This window comes from Shouchella rhizosphaerae, assembly GCF_900142675.1.
GTDB classification, from domain to species: Bacteria; Bacillota; Bacilli; order Bacillales; family Bacillaceae_D; genus Shouchella; species Shouchella rhizosphaerae.
In genome coordinates this window covers 791210-803695 of the sequence record NZ_FRBS01000001.1, presented here as the reverse complement: position 1 = coordinate 803695, position 12486 = coordinate 791210, and the positions used below count along the sequence as shown (strand labels likewise).

The following is a 12486-nucleotide window of genomic DNA, read 5'->3' as shown; positions in this document are numbered from 1 at the left end:
GGTAAGCAATATATGTCTAACGGTTTGGGCAAGTATGGTATGATTGAGAGAGATTAAAAATCAAAAAAGTGGAGGAATCAAGGTGGATCTTATCCTCGCGGAAAAGCCATCAGTGGCCAAAAACATTGCTGATGCGTTAGAGATTAAAGCGAAAAAAGATGGGTACTATGAAGGGGATGCTTACCTAATTACGTGGGCGTTTGGCCATCTTTTAGAACTGTATGACGCGAAAGATTATGATCCCAAATTTGCCAGATGGCAGGAGAGTTACTTTCCGTTCATTCCAACTCAGTTTAAATATAAAGTGAAATCAACGTACAACAAACCAGATACAGGGGCGAAAAAACAACTTGCCATTATTTCCCGGCTTGCTCGACGCCATGACGTTCGTCGCATTATTTCAGCATGTGACTATGACCGGGAAGGCCAGTTGATTGGCGACAGCATCATTTCTAATCTTCGTGCCGATAAGCCTGTGTTCCGGATGCTCTTAAATGAATGGACGAAACAAGAAGTGCTCCGCGGCTTAAAACATGCGCGCCCTAATTCTGAGTTAATAACATTGCGTGATGCCGGGGTTAGCCGCCAATGGGCCGACTGGGCAATTGGGATCAATTTAACGTCTGTAGCGACACTGAAGTACCAACCTGGGCGGGGAAGCGTCTTAAATATCGGCCGTGTCTTGCTGCCGACGTTAAAGATTATTTATGACCGCGATAAGGAAATTGCAGCATTTACGCCTGAACGTTATTATAAGTTGGTTGCGTTGTTTCAAACGGCCGGCGGCGCTACCTATGAAGGCGTTTATACATGCAAGAAGCAGACTGCCTTTTCGGAAAAACAAGGGCTAGAGCAAGTGGCTTCGCTGCTGCCTGGAAAACTTGCACGCGCTGTGCATGTTGAGAGAAACGAGAAAAAAGAATACCCGCCCGTTTTGTTTAATTTGTCGCAGCTGCAAGGCCATATTACAAATAAATACAAGGGATGGACGGCAGACAAAGTTTTAAAAATCGCCCAGTCGTTATATGAGAAAAAGTTGATTACGTATCCACGTACGTCTAGCACGGCGCTGGAGGAGAGTTTAGTCAAGAAAACGGCGGCAGTCCTTAAGGCCATTAGCAAAGGCTTGCCGTATGAAAAGGACATTCGTTTTACAACGAGCAAACGGATTTTTAACAATGCCAAAGTGGAAAGTCACAGCGCAATCATCCCGACGTACATGTTGCCAAAACGCTTGAATACGGAGGAAGCAATTGTCTATAATGCGGTAAAAAACCGGTTTCTAATGCAATTTATGCCGCCAGCAGAATTTCTAGAAACGACCATTCATACAAAGCTAGAAGAAGGCGTAGCAGAAGGGTTTTTTGTTTCAAAGGGAAGGGAAAAGCGAGCTGATGGCTGGCACCAAGTAGAGCAAGTAAACGGGAAGGAAACGTTTTTGCCCAATGTGGAAGAAGGGGAACGTCTCAAAGCGCTTTCTGGAAAAACGAGCGACCATATGACGACACCGCCTAAACCACATACTGAAAAAACGTTGTTGCATATTATGGAAACATGTGGGCGGAAGCTCGACAAAGACGATGCCGAGCAGCTTATGAAAGGGTATGCGATTGGCACAGCTGCAACAAGAGCAGATACCATTAAAAAGCTAAAAGATATTGGGTATATTCATGCATCTGGAAAAGCGCTCCATTGTACGGAAACGGGCGCCAAACTAGTGGAACAATTTCCGGTTCAAAGATTGTTTGATTTAGCTTTTACTGGGAGATTGGAGAAGCAGTTATTCGATATTGAGAAAGGACGCTTGGACAAACAGTCATTTTTGCAAAGCATTTTTGCCTTTATTGAAACAGCTGTGCAAGAAATCAAAGCCGATGAGACAGGCAAGATCGAATCAATGGCGAAAACGAAAAAACGCCAAGTAACGGAAACGCTTGGCAAATGCCCACTATGCGAAAAGCCTGTGATTGAAACAAACAAAGCGTTTGGCTGCAGTGGCTGGAAAAGCGGCTGCCCCTTTGTCATTTGGAAAAATGATAAGTATTTGGCTCGCTTCAAAAAGAAGCCAACGAAAACGATGGTTAAATCATTGCTAAAACATGGCTTCGTCAACGTAAAAGGGCTAAAATCAAAAAACGGCAAAACGTTTTCCGCTACGTTGCGTTATCAGCAGCAAGGCAACTATTTTAGTTGGGTTCTTGAATTTCCTAAGCGAGGTGATGGACAATGATCCACCAATTTTTATTGGATGCCACCTGGAACGGCGGCCGTAATAGCACTGGTACTATCCAAACAGGCAACTTATCTCATTCCATATCGATTCCGAAAGAAATGGGCGGACCTGGGATTGGCACGAATCCAGACGAAATGCTGCTCGGTGCTGCCGCTACTTGTTTTTTGATCACGTATGCTGCCATGCTTGAGCGGGCTCAAATCGAGGTGGAGTCATTGACACTTCATGCAGAGGCCGATGTGGATGTGACGAATAACATCTTTGAATTCCGAGCAATCCGCCACTTTCCGACAGTGGTATTAAAAGAGCAAACCCAGCTGGAGAAGGCGGAACGCTTAGCGTTTAAAGCAGAATCTTCTTGCATGATTACAAAAGCAGTCGCAGGCAATGTCGCCGTGTCTGTTACACCGAATGTGAAAGCAGTGGATAGGGATGAATAAGCGTCTGGCGTCTGTCTTTTTTGTGATTGCCTTCCTTTCGCTCTCGCTGCTTGCTGGCTGTCAAGGGGAAGACGAACATTCTGAGACGAATGACAAGCCAGAAGGCTATGTGGAGCCTATTCCAGTAAAGCTCGTCGAAGAAGATCCGATTACAGCTTCATAAAAAACGCACACCTACAAATGGAGGTGTGCGTTTTACGTTCCTGCTGCTTTGTGCCTGTTTAGTGGAAGTTGTATAAGCTCGTACCCTTCCTCTGTATACGTGTGGTAGTACCCCATTACTTCTTCTACGTAATCTTCGCTTTTGTTATAAGAGAAAAGCGCCTCTTCATAATTGCCTTCACGTGCGCCGTGGTCAGCCAAATACCGAGCAGCTGAGTAGGCGGAGTCGGCTAGGTCAAAAGGATCGGCTTTGCCGCTACCTGACGCGTCAGTGCCATATCCGTTATGGGCTTCAATTAAATCGGTATCCGTAATGTCAACATCTTCAGCGACATTGCCGATGTCGTCAGTGCCTGGGTAAGACCAGCCGACCCATGTACGGGGCATAAATTGAAAATGCCCAAGGGCGCCAACAGGGCTTTCGAGCGGATCCATTGTTGAAAAGATCGTTTCAACGCGATGAACGGAAGCAAGCAGTTCCCAAGGCACGCCATACTCTTCGCCTGCCTCTTTGTATATAGGCACATAATCTTCAGGAATTTGGTTTTCGGCAATAATGGTTTTGTAAACATTTTGGCGAAAGCGGTCATTTTGTTCAAACAACAACACGATTGCGACCAAGCAAACAAGAAAAAACAACGAAATACCTAAAAACCATTTTCGCATGAATCGAGCCTCTTTCTGCACAAATTACCCTCTTATCGTAACATGACAATTGAAAAAAGAACATAGAAAGAATCGTTTCAATGTTGACGATTTTGGGAATGGCAAGGAGGGGCAACACCGGTTGCTGTAAGGCTAGAATTCTATTGGTGGAAAATAAATGGAGACAGACGTTAAGTTCGCTTTCGCCCCGCAAAAACGAATTCACCATATACTAAGCGAATTAGATGCGAAAAGGAAGCAAAGGGGTGGGCAAATGGCGGTAAATGAATATGTAAAAGTATGGAATGCTCGAAAGTGGCTGAAAGAGGCGGAACCGTTTTTAAAGGTGTGGCATGCCTATTTGGGCTATAGCTTAAATTTATTTTCTTATTTTAAGAGTGGCGCTACAGTCGTCGACGTAGCGGATAAACACGGCCTCAAACCCGAATTGTTGTCGCGCTGGGTCGAAGTGGGCGTTGCGGTCGGCCACTTGCGTGAAAGCAAAGGCGGCAAAATCAAAACCAAACCAAAGATGGGCAAATATTTAACAAAAGAAAGCAAGCATTCAGTCGGTATCTTGCTCGAGGAGCTGTTTGAATTGCATATGCCTACCCTTTTAAGCTACCGAGAACAACTTCCCAACAAAGAGCAAGATCCTCCTCCTGAGATGGCCGATATGGTGGCGGGCACCTCTAGTCTCCTTGAAGCATTGGCTGTGCCAAAAATTGCTGCCGTCATAAAAAAACGCAAAGCCGAATCTGTGCTCGATGTCGGCTGCGGCTACGGTGGCTATGTAAAACGGTTGGCGCACACATTTCCCGGTACACAATTTGACGGGATTGAAGTCGACCACGAAGTGTGCGTTTCCGCTAGAAAAAACAATGTAAACGAAAATGCTACCATTATCGAAGGTGATTTTTTTCACTTTCAAGGCAAGCGTCCTTATGACGTTTTAATGTTCAACAATATCCTCTATTACTTTTCGACTGAAACACGCGTTGAGATGTTTAAACGGGCAGCGGCGCAGCTAGCAACCGACGGAGTGCTCATTGTCATTAGCCCTATAACCGATGGGAAGCACGGCAAGCGATTCGCTAGTGCTTTTAACAGTTTCATGAGCGCCCATAAAAAAATGCACCCTCTTCCTTCAAAGAAAGAGTTGGTCAAAGCAAGCAAACAGGCTCATTTTCGTTTGCTGTCTGCTAAGACGATTGTCAAAGAAGGGGGCTGGCACTTTCTTTTATTTGAGCAACGCGGTAAGCACTAGAGGAATGCAGTTTAAGCGCTAGGAAAGACGATTGACAACTTGTTGGCTTTTAACCACACGCTGCCACTGGTATGATGAAGAGGGGGGAGGGAGCAATAGATGATTCGAATAGATACGTATACGCGCCATCAAGCCGCATTTACGAATGTCTCGCTATTTCATGTTGATGTATTGCCAGACTGGATCGTTGTTCAGCTTGCTTTTGAACTGGATCCGCCCCTTGCTGATATGGAGGCTCCAGGGGCACAGCTCATTATTGCAAAAGACGGCTCTTTAATAGAAGCAACATTTCAAGAAGAGCGCTGTGATGAACCGACCATTCAACTAGAAGAAGAGGAGGCGAAACAGCTACAATCAATCGCGGCAAAAAATTGGGAACTCATACCTAATCCGAAAGACGGAAACGCTTTTTGACGAAATAGGCAGAATGCTCGATAAAAACACTGGATTTTCGCGCGCAAACGCGCTAAAATCGAAGTGACCGCTTCCATTGTCGACGATCCAAAAAATGTGGCATAATTCGTCAATTATTATGCATTTTTTTTGAGATACAGGCTGGAAAATGGTAAAATAGGTTTGTAAGCGCTTGAAAAAGAATTCGCCTTTGGCGAATGAAACGTTTTAGGAGGTTTATATCACATGTCCAGCAAGGAACACAGCCCGGAAAAGCCTTGGCGAGGATTTTATGGTCCTAACCTTGGAGCCGTGATTGAGCTGTACGATCAATATGTGGAAGACCCGAACTCCGTAGATGAACAAACGCGTGCCCACTTTGAGAAATGGGGTCCGCCAGCTTTAGAAGAGAACGTCAGCTCGTCTAATGCAAAGGAAACAATCGGGGCGGACATGATAAGCGCAGTAGTAGGAGCGGTGAGGCTGGCTGATTATATCCGTGCCAAAGGTCATTTGGTGTCTGACATACAGCCGATTTGGAAAACCGACAAAAACAGCAATTTGCTAGACTATGACCGCTTTAACGTAACGGAAGAAGAATTGAAAAAAGTACCTGTCAAGCTGATTTGCAAGGATGCTCCGCCGCATTTAAAAAATGGGCTCGAAGCGATCGAACATTTGAAAAAAGTGTATACGCAGACGATGGCATTTGAATTTGGACACGTTCAAGATGAAGAGGAACGCAATTGGCTCCGCAAGCAAGTGGAGTCTGAAGCGTATGCCGATGAGTTGCCAAATAAGGAGAAAAAAGCGCTGCTTGAACGACTAACGTCTGTAGAAGGCTTTGAGAAGTTTATCCACCGCACCTTTGTTGGGCAAAAACGTTTTTCAATTGAAGGACTTGATACGCTTGTGCCGATGCTTGATAAAGCGATTAGGGAAGTCAGAAAAGAAAAGACTGACCACGTTATGATCGGCATGGCACATAGAGGACGTCTCAATGTTTTAGCCCATACACTTGGGAAACCATATAAAGCGATCTTTTCGGAATTCCTGCAAGCGCCTAACAAATTAAATGCCCCGTCAGAAGGCCTTGGAGAAACCTATACAGGCTGGACTGGCGATGTAAAATACCATTTAGGGGCCGACCGGCAAATTAGCGACGACAAAAGCGCGCAAACGATTGTGTCCCTTGCTAACAACCCAAGCCATTTGGAGTTTGTTTCGCCGATTGTTGAAGGATATGCAAGGGCTGCCCAAGAGGATCGCAGCAGCAAAGGCGCACCTAAACAAGACACGACAAGGGCTTATTCGATCCTTATCCACGGCGATGCCGCATTTCCAGGGCAAGGCGTCGTGACGGAAACACTTAACTTAAGCCGTTTGAACGGCTATCATGTCGGCGGTTCGCTCCATATTATCGCCAACAACAACATCGGTTATACGACTGAAATGCATGATTCGCGTTCAACTACATACGCAAGCGATCCGGCTAAAGGCTTTGAAATTCCAATTGTGCATGTGAATGCAGATGATGCGGAAGCCTGCGTGAGGGCGATTAAATTTGCAGTCGAGTACCGTCGTAAATTCCAAAAAGACTTTTTAATCGACTTAATTGGCTACCGCCGGTTTGGCCATAATGAAGGCGATGAGCCAGCGGTGACACAGCCTGATCTCTACGCGCAAATCCGCAAACATCCAACCGTGCGCGCCATTTACGCTAAACAGCTTGAAGCTGAACAAGTGATTACAGCTAAAGAAGCACAGAAGCTAGATACCGATATGTACAACTACTTGCTGGAAGAATACAACAAAGTCAACAGCGATAAATCAGAGAAAAAGTATGAGCTGAGCCCTCCTGACTTTATTGTGGACGGCTTGCCAAAAGTGAAAACCGCTGTCGAAAAAGAAAAGCTTGTTGCCATGAATGAGCAGTTGCTTGACTGGCCGAGCTCCTTTAAACCAAACCAAAAGCTTGAAAAAATCTTAAAGCGCCGTGCCAATGCATTTGACGGCGAAGGCAATGTCGATTGGGGATTGGCTGAAATCCTTGCGTTTGCTTCGATTCTCCATGATGGCACACCGGTCCGTTTGAGTGGCCAAGATAGTGAGCGTGGCACGTTTGCGCACCGTCACTTTGTCTTGCATGACCGGGAAACCAATGAAACGCATGTACCGCTGCAAACGATTAAAGATGCCAACGCATCCTTTGCCGTTTACAACAGCCCTCTTACGGAGCAGGCATGCGTGGGCTTTGAATACGGATACAATGTCTTTTCAAAAGAGACGCTTGTGTTATGGGAAGCTCAATTTGGCGACTTTGTCAACGGCGCCCAAGTAATGTTTGACCAGTGGGTGTCGGCTGGGCGAGCAAAATGGGGGCAAAAGTCAGGTCTTGTTGTCTTGTTGCCTCATGGCTATGAAGGGGCTGGCCCTGAGCATTCAAGTGGGCGTGTCGAGCGCTTCTTGAGCTCGGCAGCAGAGAATAACTGGACAGTTGCCAACTGCACATCAGCCGCACAATATTTCCATATTTTGCGGCGCCAGGCGAAGATTTTGCAAAAGAATACAGTGCGCCCACTTATTATCATGACGCCAAAAAGCTTGCTCCGTAACCAAGTGGTTGCTTCGCCAACGTCTGCTTTTACAGAAGGCGAGTTTCAGCCGATTTTGGAAGAGCCAACGCTTGGTCATGATCCGAATGCGGTTAAACGGATTATATTGTGCAGTGGAAAACTAGCAATTGAATTGCAAGATTATGTGAACAAAAACGATGAGGACTGGAGTTGGGTTCACATTATCCGGGTAGAAGAGCTGTACCCGTTTCCGCGCCGCGCGATTCGCGAACGATTAAAAGAGTTTCCTAACTTAGAAGAAGTCAAATGGGTACAAGAAGAGCCTAAAAACATGGGTGCTTGGACTTTTATGGAGCCGCGCATTCGCGAAATCTTGCCTTCAGGGGTTCCGTTGAGCTATATTGGCCGCACCTACCGGTCAAGCCCAGCTGAAGGCGTATCCAATGCCCATAAAGTAGAACAAAAACGCATCGTAACGGAGTCATTGACTCGCAAAAACTAAGGAGGCTTTTTGACGTGACTGAAATCAAAGTACCTGAGCTTGGAGAATCGATTACAGAGGGCACCATTTCCCAGTGGTTGAAAGAAGTAGGCGATTATGTCGAGCAAGGGGAGTTTATTGCTGAACTTGAAACAGACAAAGTCAATGCTGAAATTCCCGTGGACACGGCTGGCGTGATTAAAGAATTCAAACGGGAACCAGGCGATACCGTAGAAATTGGCGAAGTCATCGCGATTATCGATGAAAGCGGCTCTGCCGGCGGCTCCTCTGCAACAAGCGAAAGCACAAAGGAAGAAGCCACGGCAAAAGAGGAAGCACCGCAGGAAGAGAAGCAAGCTGAGCAAACGCAACAGCCAGAAAAAGAGGAAGCTGTCAGCAACAACCGCCCGCTTGCCTCGCCAGCAGCACGGAAATTGGCGCGTGAAAAAGGCATTTCCCTTGATGCGATTACGCCAACGGATCCAACAGGAAAAATTCGCCGCCAAGATATCGAAGCCCATCAAGCAAAACCAAAACAGACAGAAGCGCCGAAAGCACAGCCGTCTTCTGCACCAGTAAGCGAAGGGGAAGCAGGCAAACCTGTTGAACGGCAAAAAATGTCACGGCGCCGGCAAACGATTGCAAAGCGACTTGTTGATGTTCAACATGAAACAGCGATGTTGACGACTTTTAACGAAGTCGATATGAGCGCAGTTATGAATTTGCGTAGCCGCCGCAAAGATGCATTTTCTGAAAAACATGGTGTGAAGTTAGGATTTATGTCTTTCTTTACAAAAGCCGTTGTTGGCGCTTTAAAAGAGTTTCCGCTTCTAAATGCGGAAATTCAAGGCGATGAGCTTCTCATCAAGAAGTTTTATGACATTGGCATTGCTGTTTCGACAGATAGCGGTCTCGTTGTCCCTGTATTGCGGGATGCCGATCGCCTCAGCTTTGCTGGCATTGAGAAAGGCATTGGCGAACTTGGCAAAAAAGCACGGGACAATAAATTGCAACTGGCAGATATGCAAGGTGGTACATTTACGATTACGAACGGCGGGGTGTTTGGCTCCCTCTGGTCAACGCCAATTTTGAACGCGCCGCAAGTAGGCATTCTCGGTATGCATAAAATTCAAATGCGCCCAGTAGCGATTGACAACGAACGTTTCGAAAATCGGCCAATGATGTATTTGGCGCTCTCTTATGACCACCGCATTGTCGATGGCAAAGAAGCTGTTAGCTTCCTCGTGAAAATTAAACAGCTGATTGAAGATCCTGAACAATTGTTGCTGGAAGGCTAAGAAGATAAGACAGCACAGGGCTGGCGAACCAGCCCTGTTTGCTGTACAATAAAGGAACGCAGCACAAGGAGGGACGATCAGTAGTGATTCACCAAACGTGGACGAATGCACCGACGATACGCATGGTGAAATGTGTACATACCGATGCGAAAAAATATATTGTCAACCGTGCTTTGACAGCAGGGAAAGAATATCCGCTTAAAAATGAAACCGACGAGTTTTATTTTGTCATTGACAATACTGGAAAAGTGGGCGGCTATTATAAAGAGTATTTTCAAGGCTAGTAGGCGCTTATTGTCGCAATAGGAACCCCCCGTGCTAAGGCAACGGGGGGTTCGATGTTTATTTTACATGTTTTAAGTAATCTTCATACGAGTCTTCGTCTATGATGCCATCCGCTGTCAACTCAATGACGCGATTTGAAATCGTGCGAATGAATTGTTGGTCATGGGAACTGAACAAGAGCGACCCTTTAAAATTAATCAACCCGTTGTTGAGCGCTGTAATCGACTCTAAGTCCAGATGGTTTGTCGGTTCATCCAACAGCAGCACATTCGCGCCAGAGAGCATCATTTTTGACAGCATGCAACGGACTTTTTCGCCACCTGATAAAACGTTTGCTTGTTTAAGCACCTCTTCGCCAGAGAAGAGCATTCTGCCAAGAAAACCACGCAAGAACGTATCACTGTCATCTTCAGGAGAGTATTGACGCAACCAATCGACAAGATTTAGCTCGTTTCCTTCAAAAAAGGCAGAGTTGTCTTTCGGAAAATACGATTGGCTTGTCGTAATTCCCCATTTAAATGTGCCCTCGTCAGGCTCGATTTCACCCATTAAGATTTTAAATAGCGTCGTTTTGGCGACATCGTTTGAACCAACAAGAGCGATTTTATCGTCTTTGTTCATGCGGAACGACACATTGTTCAACACTTTTTCACCATCAACGGTTTTTGACAACCCTTCAACCAAAAGCAAATCATTTCCAATTTCACGTGCTGGCGAAAAGTGGATGTATGGGTATTTGCGCGAGGAAGGTTTAATGTCGTCAAGGGTGATTTTTTCTAATTGCTTTTTACGCGAAGTCGCCTGTTTGGATTTGGAGGCATTGGCGCTAAAGCGAGCGATAAAGTTCTCAAGCTCTTTGATTTTTTCTTCTTTCTTTTTGTTTTGGTCTTGTGCCATTTTTAAGGCCAATTGGCTCGATTCATACCAAAAATCATAGTTTCCAACGTACAGCTCAATTTTCCCATAGTCCAAATCGGCAATATGCGTGCAGACATTATTTAAGAAATGGCGGTCATGGGAAACGACAATGACCGTATTCTCAAAATTAATAAGAAAATCTTCCAACCATTGAATCGCTTTTAAATCGAGGCCGTTTGTCGGCTCGTCCAGTAAAAGCACATCCGGTTTGCCAAATAGCGCTTGTGCCAGAAGCACTTTGACTTTGTCTGATTCAGCAAGCTCAGACAACGTTTTATGATGTTGGTCTTCGCCAATGCCGAGCCCTTTTAATAGGACGGCTGCATCTGACTCAGCTTCCCAACCGTTTAATTCTGCAAATTCGCCTTCTAGCTCAGCTGCTTTCATGCCATCTTCATCTGAAAACTCAGCTTTCATATAAATGGCGTCTTTTTCTTTCATCACTTCATAGAGGCGTGCATGTCCCATAATGACGGTTTGCAACACTTCTTCATGTTCATATTCGAAATGGTTTTGCTTAAGAACAGCTAGGCGCGAACCTTCTTTCATCGAAACATGCCCTGTCTGAGATTCGATTTCCCCTGAAAGGATTTTCAAAAAGGTCGATTTGCCAGCTCCATTGGCGCCGATTAAACCATAACAGTTGCCTGGCGTAAATTTAATATTAACGTCTTCAAATAGTTTGCGTCCGCCATATTGCAAACCAACGTTCGCTACAGTAATCATAAAAAAAGCCTCCTACACATTGAGCATAAAAGGATGCCGCTGTCGGATCCCTATCTCTTTCATCTACTACTACTACGTAGTTTACCGTTTAAACCGTTGCATGTAAACGAAAAGCAGCGATTTTCACGAAAATCATAGAAATCCCTATTTTTTACGATCACTGGAAATGTCAAAAAGGAAACAACCAGCAAACCCGAAAGGGCTTGCTGGTTGGATTTTAACGCGTATTCATTTCGCTCGGTTTAGCGCCCCGGCGTTGGTTGCGGTCAAGGCGATTAATCGCATCCATTTCTTCATCGGACAGTTCAAAATCGAACACATCAAAGTTTTCTTCAATCCGCGATGGCGTGACTGATTTAGGAATCACAATTGTATTATTTTGCAAGTGCCAGCGGAGGACGACTTGTGCCGTAGTTTTGTTATGTGCTTTGGCAATTTTTTCAACGACTTCGTCGGTTAGTACCTCGCCGCCTTGGTCAAGGGGACTCCATGCTTCCACATAAATATTGTGTTTGGCACAAAAGTCTTTTAGTTCATTTTGGGCAAAGTATGGATGGCATTCCACTTGGTTTAATACAGGCGTTATATCGCACTCGTCAAGGAGTCGCTCCAAGTGGTCAATGTCGAAGTTACAAACGCCGATTGCCCGGACGCGGCCATCGTTGTACAATTTCTCAAGCGCTTTGTATGTCTCAATGTACTGGTCATAATGAGGCGTCGGCCAATGAATCAAATAGAGGTCGATGTAGTCAAGGCCAAGGCGCTCCAGGCTCGCATCAAACGCTTTCAGTGTTTGCTCGTACCCTTGGTCTGCATTCCACACTTTCGTTGTAATAAATAGCTTTTCTCGATCAATGCCCGATTCTTTAATGGCTTTCCCAACGCCGGCTTCGTTTTTGTAAATCATCGCTGTGTCAATCGACGTATATCCCACTTCGAGCGCTTTAGCAACAGCGGGCGTTGCTTCTTCATCTGGCACTTGCCAAACACCAAAACCAAGCTGCGGCATGTTTACACCGTTGTTTAATGTCACCATTTTCATGTTCAGACACTCCTTTATCG

At 45.5% G+C, this 12486-nt stretch carries 11 protein-coding genes; 8 read left to right on the top strand and 3 right to left on the bottom strand.

Annotation, left to right across the window (positions count from 1 at the left end):
* Positions 1 to 82: 82 nt before the first annotated feature.
* Genes BUC05_RS04165 through BUC05_RS21435 form a run of 3 tightly spaced genes read left to right on the top strand, consistent with a single transcriptional unit; the run spans position 83 to position 2836 of the window.
* Entirely contained in the window at positions 83 to 2230 is a 2148-nt protein-coding gene (locus BUC05_RS04165) for a type IA DNA topoisomerase (RefSeq protein ID WP_011246962.1), read from the top strand.
* The gene (locus BUC05_RS04160; protein WP_011246961.1) at positions 2227 to 2673 is read left to right on the top strand and encodes an OsmC family protein; all 447 of its coding nucleotides are present in this window, start codon (positions 2227 to 2229) and stop codon (positions 2671 to 2673) included. Before BUC05_RS04165 ends, BUC05_RS04160 begins: the two co-directional genes overlap by 4 nt.
* Positions 2666 to 2836, top strand: a complete 171-nt coding sequence (locus tag BUC05_RS21435; protein ID WP_156323128.1) for a hypothetical protein — start codon at positions 2666 to 2668, stop codon at positions 2834 to 2836. Before BUC05_RS04160 ends, BUC05_RS21435 begins: the two co-directional genes overlap by 8 nt.
* A gap of 32 nt (positions 2837 to 2868) precedes the next feature.
* On the opposite strand, the gene BUC05_RS04155 is transcribed toward BUC05_RS21435, so the two are convergent.
* Positions 2869 to 3501: a lytic transglycosylase domain-containing protein gene (locus BUC05_RS04155; RefSeq protein ID WP_011246960.1), complete on the bottom strand. Its 633-nt coding sequence runs from the start codon at positions 3499 to 3501 to the stop codon at positions 2869 to 2871.
* Positions 3502 to 3658: 157 nt separating this feature from the next.
* Here BUC05_RS04155 and BUC05_RS04150 point away from each other — a divergent pair, with 157 nt between their 5' ends.
* The 5 genes from BUC05_RS04150 (at position 3659) to BUC05_RS04130 (ending at position 9779) form a co-directional block, all read left to right on the top strand.
* Positions 3659 to 4747 carry a class I SAM-dependent methyltransferase gene (locus tag BUC05_RS04150; RefSeq protein WP_051881088.1) on the top strand — a complete coding sequence of 363 codons (1089 nt, stop codon included), beginning with the start codon at positions 3659 to 3661 and terminating at the stop codon, positions 4745 to 4747.
* A 99-nt stretch (positions 4748 to 4846) separates the two neighbouring features.
* The gene (locus tag BUC05_RS04145) at positions 4847 to 5161 is read left to right on the top strand and encodes a hypothetical protein (RefSeq protein ID WP_011246958.1); all 315 of its coding nucleotides are present in this window, start codon (positions 4847 to 4849) and stop codon (positions 5159 to 5161) included.
* A gap of 225 nt (positions 5162 to 5386) precedes the next feature.
* Positions 5387 to 8218 carry a 2-oxoglutarate dehydrogenase E1 component gene (locus BUC05_RS04140; protein ID WP_011246957.1) on the top strand — a complete coding sequence of 944 codons (2832 nt, stop codon included), beginning with the start codon at positions 5387 to 5389 and terminating at the stop codon, positions 8216 to 8218.
* A gap of 14 nt (positions 8219 to 8232) precedes the next feature.
* On the top strand, positions 8233 to 9495 hold the full coding sequence (odhB, locus tag BUC05_RS04135; RefSeq protein WP_011246956.1) for a 2-oxoglutarate dehydrogenase complex dihydrolipoyllysine-residue succinyltransferase: 1263 nt from the start codon (positions 8233 to 8235) through the stop codon (positions 9493 to 9495).
* A gap of 83 nt (positions 9496 to 9578) precedes the next feature.
* Positions 9579 to 9779 carry a DUF6501 family protein gene (locus BUC05_RS04130; RefSeq protein ID WP_011246955.1) on the top strand — a complete coding sequence of 67 codons (201 nt, stop codon included), beginning with the start codon at positions 9579 to 9581 and terminating at the stop codon, positions 9777 to 9779.
* A gap of 58 nt (positions 9780 to 9837) precedes the next feature.
* On the opposite strand, the gene BUC05_RS04125 is transcribed toward BUC05_RS04130, so the two are convergent.
* Both BUC05_RS04125 and BUC05_RS04120 read right to left on the bottom strand, forming a co-directional pair.
* Positions 9838 to 11424: an ABC-F family ATP-binding cassette domain-containing protein gene (locus BUC05_RS04125; protein WP_011246954.1), complete on the bottom strand. Its 1587-nt coding sequence runs from the start codon at positions 11422 to 11424 to the stop codon at positions 9838 to 9840.
* Between the two features lie 217 nt (positions 11425 to 11641).
* Entirely contained in the window at positions 11642 to 12466 is an 825-nt protein-coding gene (locus tag BUC05_RS04120) for an aldo/keto reductase (protein WP_011246953.1), read from the bottom strand.
* Positions 12467 to 12486: the final 20 nt, after the last annotated feature.

Coding starts and splice junctions, on each gene's coding strand:
- BUC05_RS04160 (WP_011246961.1), top strand. CDS start 2,227: ATGATCCACCAATTTTTATTGGATGCCACCTGGAACGGCGGCCGTAAT.
- BUC05_RS21435 (WP_156323128.1), top strand. CDS start 2,666: ATGAATAAGCGTCTGGCGTCTGTCTTTTTTGTGATTGCCTTCCTTTCG.
- BUC05_RS04155 (WP_011246960.1), bottom strand. CDS start 3,501: ATGCGAAAATGGTTTTTAGGTATTTCGTTGTTTTTTCTTGTTTGCTTG.
- BUC05_RS04150 (WP_051881088.1), top strand. CDS start 3,659: ATGGAGACAGACGTTAAGTTCGCTTTCGCCCCGCAAAAACGAATTCAC.
- BUC05_RS04145 (WP_011246958.1), top strand. CDS start 4,847: ATGATTCGAATAGATACGTATACGCGCCATCAAGCCGCATTTACGAAT.
- BUC05_RS04140 (WP_011246957.1), top strand. CDS start 5,387: ATGTCCAGCAAGGAACACAGCCCGGAAAAGCCTTGGCGAGGATTTTAT.
- BUC05_RS04125 (WP_011246954.1), bottom strand. CDS start 11,424: ATGATTACTGTAGCGAACGTTGGTTTGCAATATGGCGGACGCAAACTA.
- BUC05_RS04120 (WP_011246953.1), bottom strand. CDS start 12,466: ATGAAAATGGTGACATTAAACAACGGTGTAAACATGCCGCAGCTTGGT.